The organism is Amycolatopsis sp. MtRt-6 (assembly GCF_017308975.1).
Classification (GTDB): domain Bacteria; phylum Actinomycetota; class Actinomycetes; order Mycobacteriales; family Pseudonocardiaceae; genus Amycolatopsis.
In genome coordinates this window covers 33,609-52,979 of the sequence record NZ_JADWPD010000011.1, presented here as the reverse complement: position 1 = coordinate 52,979, position 19,371 = coordinate 33,609, and the positions used below count along the sequence as shown (strand labels likewise).

Annotated in this window: 12 protein-coding genes and 1 pseudogene; 3 read left to right on the top strand and 10 right to left on the bottom strand. The window is 68.6% G+C overall.

The window, feature by feature from the left end; genetic code table 11:
- Nucleotides 1–2: 2 nt before the first annotated feature.
- The 7 genes from I4Q55_RS19965 to I4Q55_RS19935 form a co-directional block, all read right to left on the bottom strand.
- Complete coding sequence (locus I4Q55_RS19965; protein WP_206789659.1) at nt 3–2,537, bottom strand: glycoside hydrolase family 3 protein; 2,535 nt, start codon at nt 2,535–2,537, stop codon at nt 3–5.
- The gene (locus I4Q55_RS19960) at nt 2,506–5,070 is read right to left on the bottom strand and encodes a family 78 glycoside hydrolase catalytic domain (RefSeq protein WP_307793259.1); all 2,565 of its coding nucleotides are present in this window, start codon (nt 5,068–5,070) and stop codon (nt 2,506–2,508) included. The genes I4Q55_RS19965 and I4Q55_RS19960 overlap by 32 nt, the downstream gene beginning before the upstream one ends.
- Before the next feature lie 34 nt (nt 5,071–5,104).
- On the bottom strand, nt 5,105–6,082 hold the full coding sequence (locus I4Q55_RS19955; RefSeq protein ID WP_206789655.1) for an alpha/beta hydrolase: 978 nt from the start codon (nt 6,080–6,082) through the stop codon (nt 5,105–5,107).
- Complete coding sequence (locus I4Q55_RS19950) at nt 6,079–7,206, bottom strand: serine hydrolase domain-containing protein (protein ID WP_206789653.1); 1,128 nt, start codon at nt 7,204–7,206, stop codon at nt 6,079–6,081. The genes I4Q55_RS19955 and I4Q55_RS19950 overlap by 4 nt, the downstream gene beginning before the upstream one ends.
- A gap of 73 nt (nt 7,207–7,279) precedes the next feature.
- Complete coding sequence (locus I4Q55_RS19945; RefSeq protein ID WP_206789651.1) at nt 7,280–8,125, bottom strand: carbohydrate ABC transporter permease; 846 nt, start codon at nt 8,123–8,125, stop codon at nt 7,280–7,282.
- Complete coding sequence (locus tag I4Q55_RS19940) at nt 8,122–9,108, bottom strand: carbohydrate ABC transporter permease (protein WP_206789650.1); 987 nt, start codon at nt 9,106–9,108, stop codon at nt 8,122–8,124. The genes I4Q55_RS19945 and I4Q55_RS19940 overlap by 4 nt, the downstream gene beginning before the upstream one ends.
- Nucleotides 9,109–9,132: 24 nt before the next feature.
- Nucleotides 9,133–10,464, bottom strand: coding sequence for an ABC transporter substrate-binding protein (locus I4Q55_RS19935; protein WP_206789649.1), 1,332 nt, complete (start codon nt 10,462–10,464; stop codon nt 9,133–9,135).
- Nucleotides 10,465–10,609: 145 nt separating this feature from the next.
- On the opposite strand from I4Q55_RS19935, the gene I4Q55_RS19930 reads away from it, so the two are divergent.
- The 3 genes from I4Q55_RS19930 to I4Q55_RS19920 all read left to right on the top strand — a co-directional run bounded on the left by I4Q55_RS19930 (nt 10,610) and on the right by I4Q55_RS19920 (nt 15,559).
- The gene (locus tag I4Q55_RS19930) at nt 10,610–11,791 is read left to right on the top strand and encodes a LacI family DNA-binding transcriptional regulator (protein WP_307793258.1); all 1,182 of its coding nucleotides are present in this window, start codon (nt 10,610–10,612) and stop codon (nt 11,789–11,791) included.
- Nucleotides 11,788–14,421, top strand: a complete 2,634-nt coding sequence (locus I4Q55_RS19925) for an alpha-L-rhamnosidase (protein WP_206789648.1) — start codon at nt 11,788–11,790, stop codon at nt 14,419–14,421. Before I4Q55_RS19930 ends, I4Q55_RS19925 begins: the two co-directional genes overlap by 4 nt.
- Nucleotides 14,422–15,322: 901 nt before the next feature.
- Nucleotides 15,323–15,559, top strand: coding sequence for a cupin domain-containing protein (locus tag I4Q55_RS19920; protein ID WP_206789647.1), 237 nt, complete (start codon nt 15,323–15,325; stop codon nt 15,557–15,559).
- Nucleotides 15,560–15,584: 25 nt separating this feature from the next.
- Here the strand turns inward: I4Q55_RS19920 and I4Q55_RS19915 are convergent.
- From I4Q55_RS19915 to I4Q55_RS19905, 3 genes and pseudogenes are all read right to left on the bottom strand, one after another.
- Nucleotides 15,585–16,418 (bottom strand): annotated as a pseudogene (locus tag I4Q55_RS19915) (IS5 family transposase).
- 52 nt (nt 16,419–16,470) lie between these two features.
- On the bottom strand, nt 16,471–17,901 hold the full coding sequence (locus I4Q55_RS19910) for an FAD-binding oxidoreductase (RefSeq protein WP_206789646.1): 1,431 nt from the start codon (nt 17,899–17,901) through the stop codon (nt 16,471–16,473).
- On the bottom strand, nt 17,894–19,321 hold the full coding sequence (locus I4Q55_RS19905) for an aminobutyraldehyde dehydrogenase (protein WP_206789645.1): 1,428 nt from the start codon (nt 19,319–19,321) through the stop codon (nt 17,894–17,896). Before I4Q55_RS19905 ends, I4Q55_RS19910 begins: the two co-directional genes overlap by 8 nt.
- Nucleotides 19,322–19,371: the final 50 nt, after the last annotated feature.

The following is a 19,371-nucleotide window of genomic DNA, read 5'->3' as shown; positions in this document are numbered from 1 at the left end:
CACTAGGGAAGGACGGACAGTGCACCGTCGGCGAGCCGTACTGAGATCGCGATCCCGCGATCTTCGGCATCGTCGGCGATCGTCAGCTCGTAGACCCCGTCCTTCTCGACCAGATCGTCGGCACCTTCGTCGTACGACAGCCAAGCCTGCGGCTCGACCACCACGGGAACTTCCACGCTCTCCCCCGGCGCCAGCGACACGCGCCGGAACGCGACGAGCCGCCGAGGCTCGGTGGCGGTCGTCTCCGGCCGCACGTAGACCTGGATCACGGCTTCCGTTGCCCGGCCCGACGTTTCGCTGACCCGCAAGCGAAGCCGGACCGAGGCTCCTTCGACGTCCGTCCCGATCAGCTCGTTCGCATGGACGCCGTACGAAAGACCATGACCGAAGGGGAAGAGCGCCGGCTTGCCGGCGGCGGCGAGGTGGCGGTACCCGACCAGGGTGCCCTCGTCGTAGGCGACGACTTCGGGGAACGAACCGGTGTCCGGGCGACCCGGGAGATCAGAGGCCGCCACCGGGAAGGTCACCGGAAGACGCCCACCGGGCGCGACGTCGCCGAAGACGATGTCCGCGAGCGCGTTGCCGAACTGCTCGCCCGGATACCACATCTCGAGCACTGCCCCGACTTCGTCGATCCAGGGCATCAAGACCGGCCCCGGCGTGTTGAGCACCACGATCGTCCGGGCGTTCACCGCCGCGATCCGCTCGACGAGGACGTCCTGATCACCAGGCAGGCCCAGGCCCGCGCGATCCATCCCCTCGCCCGATGCCGCGTTCACGAGGACGATCGCCGCGTCGCACCCGGCCGCCACGGCGGCCGCCTCCTCGTGCATGGCCGCCGGGTGCTGCCACCCGAGCCGGACCCCGGGAACGAGGTCCACCTCGGCCATCTCGATCGCGGGCCCGGGCTCGTAGGTCAACTCGAGCAGCACGCCTTGGTGCGCGGGCAGGGTGACAACAGCCTGCAACGGGTAAGCCGGACCGCCGAGAAATCGGGAAGCTTCCCGCGCCCCGGCCATGACTTTCGTTCCGTTCACTGACAGTTCGGCGTGGCCGCCCACCAGCAGCGAGAGCCGATAGTCACCACCCTGCTCGACGGTCAGGAACGTGCGCAGGGTGGCCTTCCAGGCACCCGCCACTCCCTCGGGCGCACCGATGAACGACATCATCGGGAGGACGTCTCGACGCTCTTGCTCGACTCCCCTCTCGTCCCGGTACGACAGCACGAGCTCGACGCCGGCACCGGCACCGTCCGGTGTCGTGAAGAGCTCCGCCGGGACGTCGGGCAGCGGTGCGTCTCCGAGGCTGCCCTGCGCGACTGCCAGCCGTACCTGTTCGCCGGCGCGCGCTTGAAGACCGGCGAGAGGCGTGACGACTCGTTGCGCTTCGAGAGAGACCGAGGCGGAGCCGCCCATGACATAGATCGCGTCGAGACCGGATGGGCCGACGACGGCGATCGAGCCGACGTTTCCGTCGAGCGGAAGCAAACCTTCGACGTTCTTGAGCAGCACGGCTCCACGAGTTGCCACCCGACGGGCGAGATCGCGATGTGCCGCGGTGGATGGGGAACCATCGCCGTTCGCCGTCACGCGGTCCATCATCCCGCTCGCGATCATGGCTCGGGCGACTCGACGGACCGAGGGAGCAGGATCGATGCCGCTTCGACGGACGATCTCGGCCGTTCGGCCGGAGTCTCCTTCGATCCCGGGCAGGTCCAGCCCCGCGCGCCAGGCCGACTCGACGTCGCGGACCGCGAAGATGTAGTCGGGCGCGAAGAATCCCAGCCAGCCCCAGCGCCGTCTCGGGATGTCCAAGAGGTCGCTCGACTCGCAGGTGTAATGGCCGTTCAACCGGTTGTAGGACCCCATGAAGGCCCAGGCGCCGGCCTGAGCGACCCGGCGGAACGGCCAGAGGTAGGTCTCCCAGAGGGCAGCCCTCCCGAGCCGGATGTCGACGCTGTCGCCACGCTCGAGGACTGGTCCCCAGCCGGTGCGGCGGGACTCGAAGTTGTTGGCCACGAAGTGCTTGACCATGACGAGGACGCCATTGTCCTGCACTCCGCGCACGTACGCCTCGCCGATACCAGCGACCAGCTCGGGGGCCTCGCCGTAGCCTTCGGGAAGCCGTCCGCCCGACGGGTCACGTGCGATGTCCAGACTCGGTCCCAGGAGACAGTTGTGCTGCGCGTGCTTGGCCTCCGCGGCGAGGACCTGTCCGTAGCCGTAGGCCTCTGCCGGATCGAACGTGGCCGCAAGGGCAACCGCGACCGGCAATGCCGTCGCGCCTTCCACGTCTCGCAGACCGCAGGGGCCATCGGTGTACGCCGGGGCCGGGACTCCCCGTTGCACGAACGGGCGGAAGTCGTTGCAGACGATGGATACCAGCTCGTCGTAATGCAAGTCCTCCATGATCGCGGCCACGCGGTCCTCCGCAGACAGGCTCCGGTCCGACCATGCTCCGGTCCGGCCGTTCAGCGCGCCTCCCACAGGCTCGCGCATCGTCGTGTCATCGAGTGGCATCGAGAACTCCCGGGTCATCGGCTGGGGCACGGAAGGGACACTCGAAAGAGTGCCGGCCAGGACCGACCTCGACTTCGGCGCGGCCGGGGAGCCGGACCCGCGCGAGTGTGCCGGTGGGGACCACGACATCCACGAACAACACCTCGTCGACACGACGCCACGAAACCTCTGCGCGGCCATACGGCGTCACGTGGGCGGTCCTTGCGGACGTGAGGCCGCCGCCGGGGTGTGGCGCGACATCGAGCACGCGATAGCCGGGGGCACCGGGAGCGAGCCCGCCGACCACGCGGTGCATCCAGTCGGCCACGGCTCCAAACGCGTAGTGGTTGAACGAGGTCATCTCGCCTGGGTTGATACGTCCGTTCGGCAAGAGTGCGTCCCAGCGCTCCCAGATGGTGGTGGCGCCCATGGTGACCGCATAGAGCCACGAGGGAGGCTCCGTCTGGGTCAACATGCCGTACGCGTCGTCAACCGCGCCAACTCTCGTGAGCGCGTCGAGGATCAGTGGCGTCCCCAGGAATCCGGTGGCGATCCGGTGCCCTTTGCTCCGGACCGCTTCCACGAGCCGTTGTGCAGCCACGCGCCGCTCACGGTCGTCGGCGAGCAGTGCGAACTCCAGGGCCAAGGCATACCCGGTTTGCGAGTCACCGAGGAGGCTGCCGTCCTGCCTGACGTACTTGTCCCGAAAGGCCTGTCGCACCGTTTCGGCCAGGTCGGCGTATTTGGCCGCATCGGCCTCCTCGCCGAGCAGGGTTGCCACTCGCGAGAGGAGATCGGCCGAGCGCGCGCGGTAGGCCGTGGCGACGAGAATCGGATCGGTCGCTCCGGCGGCGGGGTCCTCGGGAGGCGCCGCCGGGTCGAGCCAGTCTCCCAGCTGCGCGGCCGGCTCGTCGAACAACCCCCGGGTTCCCAGGATGCTGGTCACCCCGTCCACCCAGCCGCGCATGCTCGAGTACTGCCGGCGCAGGAATTCCCGGTCCCCGAACCGCTGGTACATGACCCACGGCACCATCACCGCAGCGTCGCCCCAGCCCGCGTAGGGCGTGACCTCGCCCCGGGACCGGTTTATGTCGACCCATGGGACGAACATGGGCACGATGCCTTCGGGAGTCTGGTCGGCAGCCAGGTCCTTGAGCCAGGACGAGAGGAATCCGGCACAGTCGTACAGGTAGGCCGCGGTCGGCGCGAACACCTGGATGTCCCCGGTCCAGCCGAGCCGCTCGTCACGCTGCGGACAGTCGGTGGGGACGTCCAGGAAGTTGCCCCGCATCCCCCACACCACGTTCTCGTGCAACCTCGTGAGCAACGGGTCCGAGCACTCGAACCAGCCGGTGCGCTCCATGTCCGAGTGGTGGACGACCGCCTTGACCGCGTCCGGATCCAGTTTTCCGGGCCAGCCGGTCACTTCGGCGTACCGGAAGCCGTGGAAGGTGAACATGGGATCCCACGACTCCGGAGCCTCGTCCCCTCGGAGCGTGTAGCTGTCCGTCGCGGTAGCGGTACGCAGCGGTCGCACCGCCGGCTCTCCATCCTCAAGGACTTCGGCGTGCCGGAGAGTAACGACCGTGCCCGCGGGGCCACGTACCTTGATGCGCAGCTTCCCGACGAGGTTCTGTCCGAAATCGAGCAGCGTCCGCCCGGAAGGCGAGGTGATCACCTCTCGCACCGCCACTTCCTCGACGGCACGCACGGGCGGACCGTCGGGTGCCACCAGGATGCCGGCGTCGAACTCGTTCGGGGAACAAGGAAGCCAGTCGGTGTCGTCGAATCCGGGAAGCGACCACCCGGGTGGCTCGAGCCTCGCGTCGTGGTGCTCGCCCTCGTACAAGTCCGCCTTCAGGATCGGGCCCGTAGCGGAGCGCCACGACCCGTCGGTGGCCACGACGACTCGCTCTCCATCCTCGAGCACCACCTCGAGCTGCGCGAGCAGACCAAGCCGGTTGCCGTAGACGTTTCGCTTGCCTTCAAGGAAGGTCAGCCGGCCGCGGAACCATCCGTCGGCCATCCTCGCGCCAAGGACGTTGTCACCGTCGCGAAGCAGATCGGTCACGTCATAAGTCCGGTAACGAAGGCGGCGGCGGTAAGTGGTCCAGCCGGGCGTGAACGCCTCGTCGCCGACCGGGCGGCCGTTGATCTCGGCCCGGTACAGCCCGTGCGCCGTGACGTAGAGCCGTGCCGACACGGCCCCACTCGGCAGCCGGAACGCACGCCGCACCAAGGGCGCCGGGTCCCCGTGCGGCGTGATCATCCACGCCTGCCAGTCGGCAGGACGCACCAAGCCCGCCTCGACGACCGACGGCTCGCTCCAGGACGACTTCGTGCCATCGACGCCCCGGACGCGCACCCGAACGGTTTTCCGCTCTCGCGATGTCAACGGTGGAGCCGGCCAAGGCACCAGCACCGACTCAGCCGAGTCCACCCGACGCACATCTGCGTCGATCATCAGCTCATAACCAGCCTGGCGCCACGACGGGCCCGCGGTGACACGCCACGACAGCCGCGGTGCCGTTTCAGCGACGCCCAGCGCCGATCGGTGCGCTTCGAACCGCACGGGAGACACACGAGGCCCTTCGGACACGACACTCCTAAGCCTTGTCGGTTGCCGACTTCAGGGCCTGCGAAGCTGCCTGGACGGTGGCGAGCTGGTCGAGCAGGAACGCAACGGTGGTATCGATGACGGCGTCGATGTCGCCGCCGAAGAAGCCGTGGTCGGCTCCCTCGACGAGCTCGAGCATGTTGGGCACGCCGGCCTCGTCGAGCGCACCGTGGTACGCAATGCTCTGCTGGTGCGGGACCACCTGGTCGAGGGTGCCGTGGACGAGCAGGGTCGGGGCGGTCGCGTCGTTGATGTGCGCGATCGGGCTGGCGTGCCGGGCGAGTTCGGGGCGCTCGCCGACGGTGTGACCGATCAGGCGCGATTCCGGCGAGCCCGCAGCGCTGTGCGCGGTGAAGGGCGTCCCGGGGATGCTTTCGGCCTCCATCGTGTCCAGCCGGGTGGGCGGGTACCAGCCGACGCTTGCCGTTACCGCCGAGGAGGTGCCGGTCAGGCCGACGGTGCCCTCGAGCTCCGGCACGGTCGTGTTGGTGCCGAGGAAGACGGCGAGGTGGCCGCCGGCGGAGGCGCCGAGGCTCGCGATCCGGCCGGGGTCGATGCCGACGGCGGGCGCCGCGGTGCGCAACCACCGGATCGCGGCCTTGATGTCGTGCAGCTGGGCGGGGAAGGCCGCCTCCCCCGAGAGCCGGTACTGGACGGCGGCGACCGCGAACCCCTCCTCGTGCAGTCGCACCCGCACAGCGCCGAAGTCGTCGAGGCCGCCGAGCTGGATGTTCTTGGTTCCGCCCAGCCAGGCGCCACCGTGGATGAGCACGACCAGGGGAACCGGTCCGTGCGCGTTCGGGACGCTGAGGTCGAGAAGCAGCGGCCGGTAGCCGGCGACGAGGGCGTATTCGACGTCCCGCCACCACCGGACACCGTCGGCCTCGACGGGCGTGAGGACCGCGGGGTCGACGAACGCGGGAGGCACGCCGTCGATGGGCACACGCAGCGGCATCTTGATCGTCATCGGTTCTCCATGGGGGACAGCGCGCTCCTGAGGCAGGCCCGGACTTTCCGGGCGAGCTCGAGTCCGGGCTGGTGGGCACCGGCGGGGGTGGGGACGCGGCTGGTGGTGTAGCCGAACGCGAGGTCGCGGGCGGGGTCGGCGAAGCCGATGGCGCCGCCGGCGCCGTCGTGGCCGAACGCCCACGGGCTTCCGTAGTCGAGGCGGGCGTCGGGGACCTGGAACACGAGTCCGAACCGGGTCTCGATACCGAGGACGAGGTCAGTGCCGTTGGCTTGGATCTGGCTCATCCTCCGGAGCGCGCCGACCGGGAAGAGACCGTCACCGAGGCCCTGGGCGTACAGGTGAGCCATGCTTCGTGCGTTCCCGAACCCTCCGAACCCGACCGGTCCGTTCGCGACCACGAGCGGGTGGCGGACGAGCTCGCGCATCGGCGGCATGAGGCCACCTCCGAAGGCCAATTCGACCAGGCTCATCGGCTCCGGCTCTTCCGGTTGCTCCTCGTCCGCCTTCGGGGGCAGCGCCTCCACGATGCGTGCCCGGTCGGCTTCGGGGACGCCGAAGTGGAAGTCGGCTCCGATGGCGTCGATCACGTTGGTGCGGAAGAACGTCTGCAACGACGTGCCGGTGATGCGGGCGACGAGCTCGGCCATGATGGTGCCGATGGTGACGCCGTGGTAGCCGTGCGCTGCCCCGGGCACCCACAGCGGTGAGGCTGCGGCGAGCCGAGCGGCGAGGTCGTGGTGTTCGACGACGTCCTCGATGGTGAACCCGCCGGCGACTCCGATGAGCCCGGCTTGGTGCGACAACGCCGTGCGGACGGTGACCGCTTCCTTGCCGGCGGCGGCGAACTCGGGCCAGTAGCGCGCGACCGGGGCGTCCGGGTCGAGGTCTCCGGAGCCGAGGAGCAACGACAGGCTCAACGCGGCGATGCCCTTGCTGCAGGAGAACACGCTGATGAGGCTGTCCGCGGCCAAGTCGTCGCCGACGACGAGGTCGACGACCGTTTCGCCCTCGTGGACGGCGCAGACGTGAGCGCTGTACGTGGGGTCGGCATCGCCGAGTGCCTCGAGGGCGTCCGCGATGGACTCGAACCCGGCAACCGTCACGCCCTTCACACCGCTCATGCGGCCCTACCTCCTTGAGTGGATCTCGCGAGTTCGCGACTCCGGGATCGCGCGGGTGGGACAGGGATGGTGCTCAGCCCTTTATGCCGCCTTCGGCCAAACCACCGACCACCCGCCGCTGGACCAGCAGGTAGAGGAGGATCAACGGCAAGCTGGTGAGGACGATGTGGGCGAAGATCAGGTTCCAGCGCATCGCGGAGACGTCTGTCGATGCCGAGGCGAACTGGTACAGCGCGAGAGGCAGGGTGGCCCGCTCGGAACCTTGGAGCAAGAAGGACGCGAAGAAGAAATCGTTCCAGGTGGAGATGATCAGGATGACGCAGCCGACCAGCAGCACGGGAACCAGCAGCGGCAGGATGATGATCCGGTAGACCTGCAGGCGGTTCGCGCCGTCGGTCAACGCTGCTTCCTCGAGGTCCCGTGGCAGGGCCTTGATGAAGCCGGTGGCCAGGAAGACGACCGTGCCTATCCGGGTGCCGGTCATGACGAGGAAGTAGCCCAGCCGGGTGCCGTCGATGTGCAGGGTCTGCAGCTCGTAGACCGTGGGCAGGATCGCCGGCGGCAAGAGGATGGAGAGCACGGTCAGGCTGTACGCGATCTTCATCGGCAGCGAGGACGAGCGCGCGTAGGCCCATGCGGCCATGGAGCCGAGCACGACCACGACGACCAGGGTGGGGACGATGACCAGGAGGCTGTTCGTCAAGGCCCGGCCGTAGTGGCCCTCGCCGAGCACGGTGGAGTAGTTGTCCCCCAACGCCCACTTGGCGGGCAGTGACAGCGAGAGCGAACTCGCTTCACTCAGTGGCTTGGCCGAGTTGACGAGCAGGAGCCACAGCGGCAGCACCACCCAGGGCAACGCGACCAGCAGCAGGACGAGGGGACGGATCAGGCGGCGGGACGTCTTGCTGATGCTGGTCATCCTTCGATCTCCCGTCGGCGCAGGAAGAAGATGAGGGGCACGCCGATCACCAGCACCAGGATCGTGACGATGAGGCTCAGGGCGCTGGACGTGCCGAAGAAACCGCTGGCGTACTGGTTGAACATGGCGACGTTGAGGACGGTCGTCGCGGTGCCGGGGCCGCCGTGCGTCGTCGCCATGGCGATGTCGAAGGCGTTCAGGGCACCGAGCAGCGTCACCACGACGGTGAAGGTGAACGCCGGGGCGAGGAGCGGGAACCGGATCTTCCAGAAGCGTTTCCAGCCGTTGGCGCCGTCGAGGGTGGCCGCCTCGATCAGCGACGCGGGAATGGCGTTCAGGCCCGCGATGTAGACCAGCGTGATCAGCCCGCTCCACTTCCAGGCGTCGATGAAGGCGACGGACGCCAATGCGCTGCCGGAGTGGCCCAGCCAGGCGTATTCGAAGCCCGGCTTGACGATCCCGATCGCCTTGTTGAGCGGGCCGGACGGCGCCAGGATCGCGCTCCAGATGTAGCCGGCCGCGACCGGTGCGATCAGGACCGGGATGAAGAACAGGGAACGGAAGAACCCGTTGACCCGTGTGCGGCGCTGGAGGAGCAGGGCCGCCGACAGGCTGAAGACGTTCTGCACCAGCATCGCGATCACGGCGTAGATCAAGGTTGCGCGAATGGCGTTCCAGAGCAGGTCCTGGTCCGCCAGCGTCCGGAAGTTGTCGAGTCCGTTCGCGGTGATGGCATCCGAGTAGCCGCTCCAGTCGGTGAAGGCGAAGCGGATGTTCAGCACGAACGGCACGACGAAGAACCCGGCGACCAGGACGAAGGCCGGCAGCGCGAAGGGCCACCACCGCCGAGCCGGACCTGGCCTGGGTGATCCCCGGCGCCGCGGCGGGCGGACCGTGCGCCCACCGGCCCCGGGTCCGGTGCCGGGGTCGATGGCCGTGACGTCCGTGCGGCCGGCCGTCGAGTCGTCGTCGAATCGGGTCATCGCAGCATCTCCACGCACGGTCGCCTACCAGCCGGGAAGCTTGGCCGTCTTGGCGCCCTGGGCCAGTGCTTTCTGCGCGAGCGCACCGACCTGCTCCGGCGAATACTGACCGCTGAGCAGCCCGGTCATCCAGGCGACGGACTGCGAGTTGAAGCCGACCAGGTTCGTGTTGAACGCGAGGGACCGGTTCGCCTCATAGGCCGCATGGATCTCCTGCTGGATTGCCGGCGTGTTGTCGGGCCCCTTCGCCCCGGTGAGGATCGGGAACGACTGCTGCGCGTTGACGTAGTCCTGGTAGCCGGCGCCGGTGATCCACTGCACGAAGGCCAACGCCGAGCTCTCCTTGTCGGTGTCGCCGGTCCGGGGGATGTACCAGGTGCCGCTGACCGACGGTGCCCACGCCGCGGTGGCGTCGGAAGCGGAGGGTGACGCCCAGCCGATGGCGTCACTGGCCTTGGCGAGGTCATCGCCGAACTGGGCGGCGAACATCGACACCAAATCGCTGTGCAGCGCGGTCATCGCCGTGGTCCCGCTGGCGACGGCCTTGATCGAGTCCTCGAACTTGGCGGTGGTGGCGTCCTTGTTGTAGCACCCCATGGAATGCAGCTTCTTGTACTCGGCCATCGCGGCGGTGAACGGGCCGGACGGGTCGTCCATCGTGGTCTTCTTGTTCAGCAGTTCGGTCGAGTAGCCCTTCGCCTTCTCCGCGTCGGCGACGTACAGCAGACTCAGGATCTGTGTCGGCCAGCCCGAGCCGCCGCTCTCCCAGAGCGGCGTGACCGTCGGGTTCTTCTGCTTCAACGTGGTGCAGATGTTCTCGATGTCCGCGAAGGTCTTGGGCGCCGACAGGCCGGCGTCGGCCAGTGTCTTCTTGTTGTAGTAGAGACCGAAAAGCACTGGAGCCGAGGTGATCGCGGCGTAGACCTTCCCCTGGTACGAGCCGCCGCTCTGGTACACGTCGCCCGACTTGGCCACGTACGGCATCTTGGACATGTCGATCATGTTCGAGGCCGGGTTCAACGCCCAGAAGAGCGACGTGGCGTGGTACTCGAGGAGGTCGGGGCGGTCGCCGCTGGCCCACTTGGTCTGAACCTGGCTCTCGAACGAGTCAGCCGGGATCTTGACGATGTTCATCGTGACACCGAACTTCTTCCCGAAGTCGGTGTATGCGTCGGTCACGTAGGCCGGGTCGGCCGCGTTCGTCCACACCGTGAGGCTCTTGGCCTTGACAGTGGCCGAGCCGTCGGCGGCGACGCCCGGCGTCGAGCCCCCCGAACTGCCGTTGTGGGCCGAGCAGGCCGACAGCGCGAGCCCGAATGCGGCGAGCACGCTCACGGCACAAAGCAACAGTTTCATGGCTGGTTCGACTCCTTCGTCGTCCGGGCGCAACCGGCGTACCGTGAAAAGTTGTGGACCGGTTTACATCGGCAGATGCTAGGTCCGCCCCCGCGCGGTCGTCAAGCGTCGGAAACCCGGTCATGGTCGAGCGCCAACTGACCCGGTGCCTTCCGGCGACGGCGCGGTGACCTGCGAATGCGAATCACCAACCCTGGAGCAGCGGCAGACGGTTGGCGGTTGTGGAGGTGCCTGCGATCCTGTAAAACGGTACACAATCGTTTGTCGCGACCTCGACGAGGAGACCATGAGGGCCACCGATCCGCGCAGTATCACCATTCGCGATGTCGCGCGCGAGGCCGGCGTGTCGCCGGCAGCGGTCTCCAAGGTGCTCAACAACGCCTACGGGGTCAGCGACGCCATGCGTGAGCGGGTCACCGCAGCGACCCGGAAGCTGGGATATCGCCCCAAGCCCGCCGCGCGGGCGATGCGAGGCCGTTCCTACACGATCGGCGTACTGCTGGCCGACGTGGCTTCGCCGTTCGCGCCGATGATCGTCGACGGGATTCAACGCGAGATCGACGACACCGGCCTGCAGGTCCTCCTCGGCCCGGGCGGTGCGTCGCCCGAGCGGCAGCAGCGAAGCATCGAAGCGATGGTCGACCGCCAGATGGACGGGCTGATCCTCATCGCCCCGAACGTGCCCACCACCTGGCTGGAAACGCTGGCCGAGGAGATCCCGGTCGTCGTCATCGCACGGCACGGCACGGGGCGCAACTACGACAGCGTGGTGGACGACGACGTCGCGGGCGCCGAGCTGGTCGTCGAGCACTTGAGCGAACTCGGCCACGAGCACATCACCCACATCGCGCATCCGATCGGCAAGCTGCGGCGACCTTCGGTGTTATCGCACACGGCGCGTGAGGACGGTTACTGCCGGGCCATGACCGACCGCGGGCTGGTCCCGCACGTCGTCACGACGTCCTACACCGAGGAAGGTGGCTACACCGGCGCGATGGCGGCCCTCCGTTCCGAGCGTCCGCCGACCGCCATCTTCGCCGGAGCCGACGTCGCCGCCTTCGGCGTGCTGCGCGCAGCCGCGGAGCTGGGGTTGGACGTACCGGGGGACGTGAGTGTGGTGGGCTACGACAACGTTGCCATCTCGGGCTTGCCGCAGATCTCGCTGACCACCGTCGACCAGTCGGGAGAGCTCACCGGATCGATGAGTGCCCGGTTGCTGCGCGAACGCCTGGACGGCCGTGACAAACCGGTCACCTTCTCCGTCTCGACCCGGCTCGTCGAACGCCGCAGCACGGCGGCGGTTCGTCCTGCGAAAGGCGCACCGTGACCCACACCGTCAGCGACGTCGACGTCGCACCCAGCCCCCCGACGTTCGAGCATCACCGGGACGCGTTCGGGATCGGCGACGTCCGGCCGCGCCTGTCGTGGCAGGTACCGCCGGCGGGCATCGCGTGGCGGCAAGCGGGCTACGAGATCGAGATCAGCGACCCGGACACGGCGACGGTCTCCAGGCACGTACGGGATTCCGAAGCCAGCGTGCTGGTGCCGTGGCCCGGTCCGGACCTCCTTTCCGGTCAACGTCTGACCGTCCGGGTGCGCGTACGGGGAACGAGCGGTGAGTGTTCACGCTGGAGCCGCCCCAGTTCCGTCGAGGCCGGCTTGCTCGAACCGGGCGACTGGTCGGCCGACCTCATCCGGCCCGGGGGCGTCCACCCATCCCCCGTCTTGTTCCGGCGCGAGTTCACCGCCCGGCACCCGATCGTCGCTGCTCGCCTCTACATCACGGCCCAGGGCGTGTACTCGGTGAGGCTCAACGGCACCCGAGTCGGCGAAGATACGCTGGCGCCCGGCTGGACGAGCTACGGCAGCCGCTTGCGCTACCAGACCTATGACGTCACCGATGCGCTGCGCACCGGCGACAACGCCATCGGGGTCACCGTGGCCGATGGTTGGTGGCGCGGGCGCCTCGGCTGGACCGGCCTGCGCAACGTCTTCGGCGACCGCCTCGGGCTGCTGGCGCAGCTCGTCATCACCCACGACGACGGATCGAAGACGACGCTCGTCAGCGACAGCGCCTGGCACTGGTCGACCGGGCCCGTGCAGACCGCTGACCTGTACGACGGGGAAACCCACGACGCCCGTCTGGCGCGGCCCGGATGGGCCGAGCCGGGCTACGACGAAACCGGCTGGAAACCGGTTGAAGCGACAGCCGCGCCGACCGAGCTGCTCTGCGCGCCGGATGGGCCCCCCGTACGCCGGACCGAAGAGATCCCGGCCAGGCAGGTGATCACGACACCGTCGGGCGCGACCGTCCTCGACTTCGGTCAGAACCTCGTCGGTCGCCTCCGCATCCGGGTAACGGGGCCTGCGGGGACCGAGATCACGCTGCGGCACGCCGAGGTCCTGGAGAACGGAGAACTCGGCGTTCGCCCACTGCGCAGCGCCAAGGCCACCGACACCTACGTCCTGCGCGGCGACGTCGAGGGTGAGGTGTGGGAGCCGGAGTTCACCTACCACGGGTTTCGCTACGCCGAGGTCACCGGTTGGCCGACCGCATTGAACCCCGCGGACGTCGTCGCCGTCGTGCTGCACACCGACCTGCGACGCACCGGATGGTTCGAATGCTCCGATGAGCGGGTCAACCAGTTGCACGACAACGTCGTCTGGAGCATGCGAGGCAACTTCGTCGACCTGCCGACCGACTGCCCACAGCGTGACGAGAGACTCGGCTGGACGGGCGACATCCAGGTGTTCGCGCCCACGGCGAGCTACCTCTACGACTGCGCGGGCTTCCTCATCTCGTGGCTCAAGGACCTGGCGGCCGACCAGCGAGCCGACGGCGACGTGCCGGTGTTCATCCCCTTCGTGCCCATCCCCGGACAGACCGCCGGCGCGTTGGCCGGCCAAGCGGGTTGGGGTGATGCCGCGGTCATCGTCCCGTGGGTGCTCTACCAGCGGTTCGGCGACCTGGAAGTGCTGCGCACGCACTACGGCAGCATGTGTGCCTGGGTCGATCGCTTTCACACCGACGATCCGTCCGGGCACGGCGGCGACAACCAATTCCAGCTGGGGGACTGGCTCGACCCGAACGCGCCACCGGATGATCCGGCACACGCCGAGACCGACCCCATCCTGGTCGCCACGGCTTACCGAGTACACGTCGCCCGTCTGCTCGCCCGCATCGCCGGGCTCCTCGACCAGGAGGCCGACTCCGGCAAGTACGACGACCTGGCCGACTGCCTTTGCGCGCGGTTCAACGACGAGTACGTCACGCCGAACGGCCGTCTCGTGAGCGACTCCCAAACCGCCTACGCCCTCGCGCTGAGCTTCGGCCTGCTCTCCGCCGACCGCACGCCGCACGCCGCCGAGCGATTGGTCGAGCTTGTCCGCGCAAAGGGTCACCGCATCAGTACCGGTTTCCTCGGGACGCCGCTGATCTGTGACGCGTTGACCCAGGCCGGCGCACTGGAGGACGCCTACCGCATGCTGCTGCAAACCGAGTGCCCGTCGTGGCTCTACCCCGTCTCGATGGGGGCGACCACGATCTGGGAACGCTGGGACAGCATGGTGCCCGACGGCCGCATCAATCCGGGCGAGATGACGTCCTTCAACCACTACGCACTGGGGGCGGTGGCCGATTGGCTGCACCGCGTCGTCGGTGGGCTTCGATCGACAGCGCCCGGCTTCCGCACCTTCGACGTCACCCCGCAACCGGGCGGCGGCCTGAACTGGGCGCGCACCGCCCACGAGACCCCCTACGGGCTGGCCGAGGTGTCCTGGCGCCATGCAGACGGCAGGTGGGAGGTCGACGTGACCGTGCCGTTCGGGAGCGAAGCGACGATCCGCCTCCCCGTGCCGGAGTGGACGCCCGTCGTGGTCGGTGCCGGTCGCCATCGATTCACCCACCCGGACACGCCCGGCACCCTCGGCGACGCCACGCCTCCGGCTCAACGCTGAAACGGCCCCGTGCCCATCCACCGTGCGTTCGCCGAACACCCGGCGCTGCTCGACGGCATCCCAGCATTCGCCGACGCCTGACATCGTGGCGAAGCTTGAAGCATTCGCTGTCGCCACCGGTCTCGGAGAACCGCCCGCCGTCGCTCGCGCACATCCGTAACCGTCGGTCTCATGCCGCCAACCAACTGGCACCACCCACCTACGGTGCAACGCGGGTGATACGAGCTGCAATGCGGCTATTCGAGTGCACATCGGCGCCAAGCTCGTCACCGGCGGCAGGCAACTGCGTTCCGCCCTCGACCCCGAACCCGCCTCAAGCGTCGAGGTGCACGATGATCATTACCGCCCGCAGAGCCACGATGCCACGCGCAGTCGAGCCGCGCCGGTGCCCGGCGTCGCCGGCAGACCGCCGGCGGTCATGGGCTGAGGTTCGCATTTTACGGGCGGATGTCCACAGTCGAGTTCCAAGATCGGGAGACGTCGTCGGGGAGGTCGCTGAGGAGACGGTCCGCGGGCACGGTGTGATCGTGGCGGAGTACTTCGACGAAGGATGTTCGCGCCGGCTTCCGTGGCGCGAACGAGCGGCTGCGGCGCAGCTGATGGCAGCTGCGGAGCAACCGGACCGTTCGTTCGACGCGGTCTGCTAACGCCCGATTCCGGCGAGCCAAGGTGATGTTTCGGGCCGGGCATCGGCTGCGTCCGTGAAGGCCATGGCGAACCTCTTTCACCTCGCCCGCAAGGGACGTAATGTAACATGTGTTCTATTAAATTTCGACGGGAAGCGGAGAGACCGATGACACCGGAGCGGATCCTCACGACAGCAGCCCACACCGCCCCGCTCCCGGAGAAAGTCCCCGCCGGGCAACGCATCTTGGCCGGACCTCCTGATGCTCTTCACCTCTTGCTGACCGAGTTCGGCGGAGCCGCCGTCGGACTGTGGGAGATGCGCGAAGGCATCGCGGAGGACGTCGAACGCGATGAGGTGTTCCTGGTGATCTCGGGGTCGGGCGCGGTGACTTTCGCCGACGGCGAGCGCATCGAACTGCGTCCCGGCGTCGGCGTCCGGCTCAGGTCGGGTGACCGCACCACGTGGCAGGTCGATACGCCGTTGCGCAAGGTGTACGTGATGCTGACATAGGGACTACTCACCCTTAGACCACATCTCATTTGGAGTCGTCGTGAGTGAGAAGGTCCAGCTTGACCGCCCTGCGGCAGCAGATCACCGCGCAGGCCAACTGGGCGAAACCCAGGAAATGGGCGGCCTTGCGCTCGTAGCGGCGTGCCAGCCGCCGGAACCGGGAAACCCACTCCAAGGTCCGCTCGATGACGTACCGGTAACGTCCCAGCCGCTTGGCCGACTCGATCCCCCGGCGGGCGATCCGGGCCATGATGCCCCGCCGACGCAGCACCTTTCGGCAGACCGGGGTAGTCGTAGCCCTTGTCCGCGTGCACCTTGCGCGGCCGGCACCGGGGCCGTCCGACCGGCCCGGCGACCGGCGCGACCGCATCGACCACCGCCTCGAACATCAGGTGGTCGTTGCGGTTGGCCGCGGAGACGACCACCGCCACCGGGAGGCCACCACGCTCGCTCATCACGTGGATCTTCGAGCCCGGCTTGCCCCGGTCGACCGGGCTGGGGCCGGTCAGATCCCCCCTTTTACCGCCCTGACCTGCATCGCGTCCACCGACGCCCGGGACCAGTCGATCGCTCCGGCAGAACCAAGCAGATCCAGCACCTGCTGGTGCAGCCGGGCGAACACCTCCGCCTCGACCCACTCGGTAAACCGGCGATGCGCCGTCGCAGCACTGACCCCGAACGAGGCCGGCAGCGCTGACCAGGCGCAACCGGTTTGCAGCACGTACAGGATCGCGGCCAGCACCGCACGGTCATCCAACCGGCGCCGGCCACCGCCCTGGTGGCGTTGCGGCGCATCGGGCAACAACGCAGACGCCAGCAGCCACAACGGCTCCGGACACCACTTCTCCACATCCGTCATCGCCGACCAACACTATCGCCCACCCGACAACCACCCCAAACGAGATGCGGTCTTAACTGTCGAAGCCGAGACCCAGCGCGTCCATCGCGTGCAGCCAGAGATTGCGCTTGCCGCTGCGGTCCGCCCGGATCATGGACCGGCGGGTGAGCTCGACGCCGAGCCAGCGGATCGGCTCCGGCGGGAACGGCAGCGGCTTCGTCCGCACCATGGACAACTCGGTGCGTGGCGTGGGCAGCCCGTCCAGCCGGTCGAGCATGACCTGTGCAGCGAACCTGGTCGCTCCCACGCCGAGCCCGGTGAAGCCGAGGGCGTAGGCGACCTGGCCGCGGGCGGCGGTGCCGAAGAACGCCGAGAACCGGCTGCAGGCGTCGATGACGCCGCCCCAGCTGTGGGTGAACCGGATGCCGTCCAGTTGCGGGAACGTGCGGAAGAAGTTCTCCGCCAGCACCTTGAACGTCGCCGGCCGCTGGTCCAGTTCGGCGGAAAGCCTGGCGCCGTAGTGGTAGACGGCGTCGTAGCCACCCCACAGGATCCGGTTGTCGGCCGTGAGCCGGTAGTAGTGGAACTGGTTGGCCGTGTCCGACAAGCCCTGGCGGTTCCGCCAGCCGATCGCGTCCCGCTGCGACGCGGTGAGCGGCTCGGTCGCCAAGACGTAGTCGTACACCGGGATCACGAACGGCCGCACCCGCCGGACCAGCGACGGGAACGCGTTCGTGGCCAGCGCGACGTGCCGGGCCACGACCCGCCCGTAGCCGGTGGTGACGACCATGCCGGCGCCACGGCGGCCCAGACCGGTGGCGGTGGTGCGCTCGTAGATCCGCACACCCGATCGGACGCACGCCGCCCGCAGCCCCCAGGCCAACCGGGCTGGGTTGACCAGGGCGACACCTCGGCGATCGGCCAAGCCTGCGAGGTAGGTAGGGGACGCGACCTCGGCCCGCACCGCATCGGTCCCGAGGAATTCGGTGGCGGCGCCGAGGCTTCGGGCAAGGCGGGCGTGCTCGCGCAGTTCCTCGGCCTCGTGCGGACGGGTCGCGACGGTGATCGATCCGGTGCGCTCCCACGAGCAGTCGATGTCGTAGCGCCGCACGGCGTCTTCGATGTCGTCGAGGTTCTCGATGCCGAGCCGGTGAAGGTCGGCGAACTCGTCCGGCCATCGCGCCAGCCCGTTGGCCAAGCCGTGGGTGAGGCTGGCCTCGCAGAATCCGCCGTTGCGGCCCGAGGCGGCCCAGCCGATCTCACGTGCCTCGACGAGAACCACGTCCCGGCCCGGATTGCGCTCCTTGGCCAGCAGCGCGGTCCACAAGCCGCAATATCCGCCGCCCACCACCACCAGGTCGCAGCGTTCCTCGGCCGCCAGCGCGGGGAACGGCGTGGGGCGGTCCGGGTCGTCGAGCCAGAAGGGCGTCGGCTCGGCGTCGGCGAGCGCGCGGACGGGGTCACCGCCGGGTACGTGCGGGAAGTCGATGCGCCGCTTACTCATCGATATTGCTCATCACGTGCTTGATCCGGGTGTAGTCCTCGAGGCTGTAGGCCGACAGGTCCTTGCCGTATCCGGAGTGCTTGAACCCGCCGTGCGGCATCTCGGCCACGATCGGGATGTGCGTGTTGATCCACACGCAGCCGAAGTCCAGCCGCCGGGCCAGCCGCATCGCCCGCCCGTGGTCCTTCGTCCACACCGACGACGCCAGCCCGTACTGGACGCCGTTGGCGAGGCGCAACGCCTCTGCCTCGTCGGTGAACTCCTGGACCGTGATCACCGGCCCGAAGATCTCCTCCTGGCTGACCCGGTCGTCCTGGCACAGTCCGGAAAGGACGGTCGGTTCGAAGAAATAACCGCCGCCCAGATCCGGCCGGGTCCGCCCGCCGGTTTCGACCGTCGCGTGGAGCGGGAGGTCCTCGAGGAAATGCCGGACGCGGGCGAGCTGGTTCGCGTTGTTGAGCGGGCCGAGGTAGGCGTTCTCCTTCTCCGGCCGGCCCATCACCGTTGTCCGGGCGCGGGCGGTGAGCGCGGCGGTCAGCTCGGCGGCCACCGACCGGTGCGCCAGCACGCGGGTCGCCGCCGTGCAGTCCTGTCCGGCGTTGAAGTATCCGGCGGCGGCGATGCCTTCGGCGGCGCCCGCGATGTCCGCGTCGCCGAACACGATCACCGGTGCCTTGCCGCCGAGTTCGAGGTGCGGTTTCTTCACCCCCGCCGCGGCAGCCTCCGCGACCTCCATCCCGGCGCGGACCGACCCGGTCACCGACACCATCTGCGGCACGGGGTGGGCCACGAGGGCCCGGCCGGTGTCGCGGTCGCCGCAGACCACGTTGACCACCCCCGGCGGGAAGAACTCCTGGGCGATCTCGGCCAGCAACGCCGTCGACGCCGGTGTCGTATCGCTGGGTTTGAGCACGACGGTGTTGCCCGCGGCGAGCGCGGGCCCGAGCTTCCAGATGGCCATCAGCAGCGGGTAGTTCCACGGCGTGATCTGCGCGCAGACCCCGATCGGTTCGCGACGGACCACCGAGGTGTGTCCTCGCAGGTACTCGCCGGCCGCCTTGCCTTCCAGCAGGCGGCCCGCGCCGGCGAAGAACGTCAGCACCTCGACGGCTTGGTCGATCTCCCCGCTCATCAGCGCACGCGGTTTCCCGGTGTCGCGGCTCTCCACGGCAGCGATCTCCTCGGCGCGTGCCTCCACCGCACCGGCGAGCTTGAGCAACGCCCGGCTCCGCTCGTAGGGCGTGGTGTCCCGCCACGACTCGAAGGCACGTTCGGCCGAGCGCACCGCGAGATTGACGTCCTCCGCCCCGGACGCGGGCGCTGTCGTGTAAACCTCACCGGATGCCGGATCGATGACGTCGTAGCCGCGACCGCTGTCGGCAGGCACGATCTTGCCGTCGATGACATTCGAGATTCCCATGGTCGAGTCCTTCGTTGTGTAAGGGATGTAACATCTCCGTGACGACCGGC

What these genes read in the sequence shown, in the direction of transcription:
- I4Q55_RS19955 (WP_206789655.1), bottom strand. Translation starts at nt 6,082, where the DNA reads ATGACGATCAAGATGCCGCTGCGTGTGCCCATCGACGGCGTGCCTCCC.
- I4Q55_RS19905 (WP_206789645.1), bottom strand. Translation starts at nt 19,321, where the DNA reads ATGGGAATCTCGAATGTCATCGACGGCAAGATCGTGCCTGCCGACAGC.
- I4Q55_RS19935 (WP_206789649.1), bottom strand. Translation starts at nt 10,464, where the DNA reads ATGAAACTGTTGCTTTGTGCCGTGAGCGTGCTCGCCGCATTCGGGCTC.
- I4Q55_RS19940 (WP_206789650.1), bottom strand. Translation starts at nt 9,108, where the DNA reads ATGACCCGATTCGACGACGACTCGACGGCCGGCCGCACGGACGTCACG.
- I4Q55_RS19965 (WP_206789659.1), bottom strand. Translation starts at nt 2,537, where the DNA reads ATGACCCGGGAGTTCTCGATGCCACTCGATGACACGACGATGCGCGAG.
- I4Q55_RS19910 (WP_206789646.1), bottom strand. Translation starts at nt 17,901, where the DNA reads ATGAGTAAGCGGCGCATCGACTTCCCGCACGTACCCGGCGGTGACCCC.
- I4Q55_RS19950 (WP_206789653.1), bottom strand. Translation starts at nt 7,206, where the DNA reads ATGAGCGGTGTGAAGGGCGTGACGGTTGCCGGGTTCGAGTCCATCGCG.
- I4Q55_RS19945 (WP_206789651.1), bottom strand. Translation starts at nt 8,125, where the DNA reads ATGACCAGCATCAGCAAGACGTCCCGCCGCCTGATCCGTCCCCTCGTC.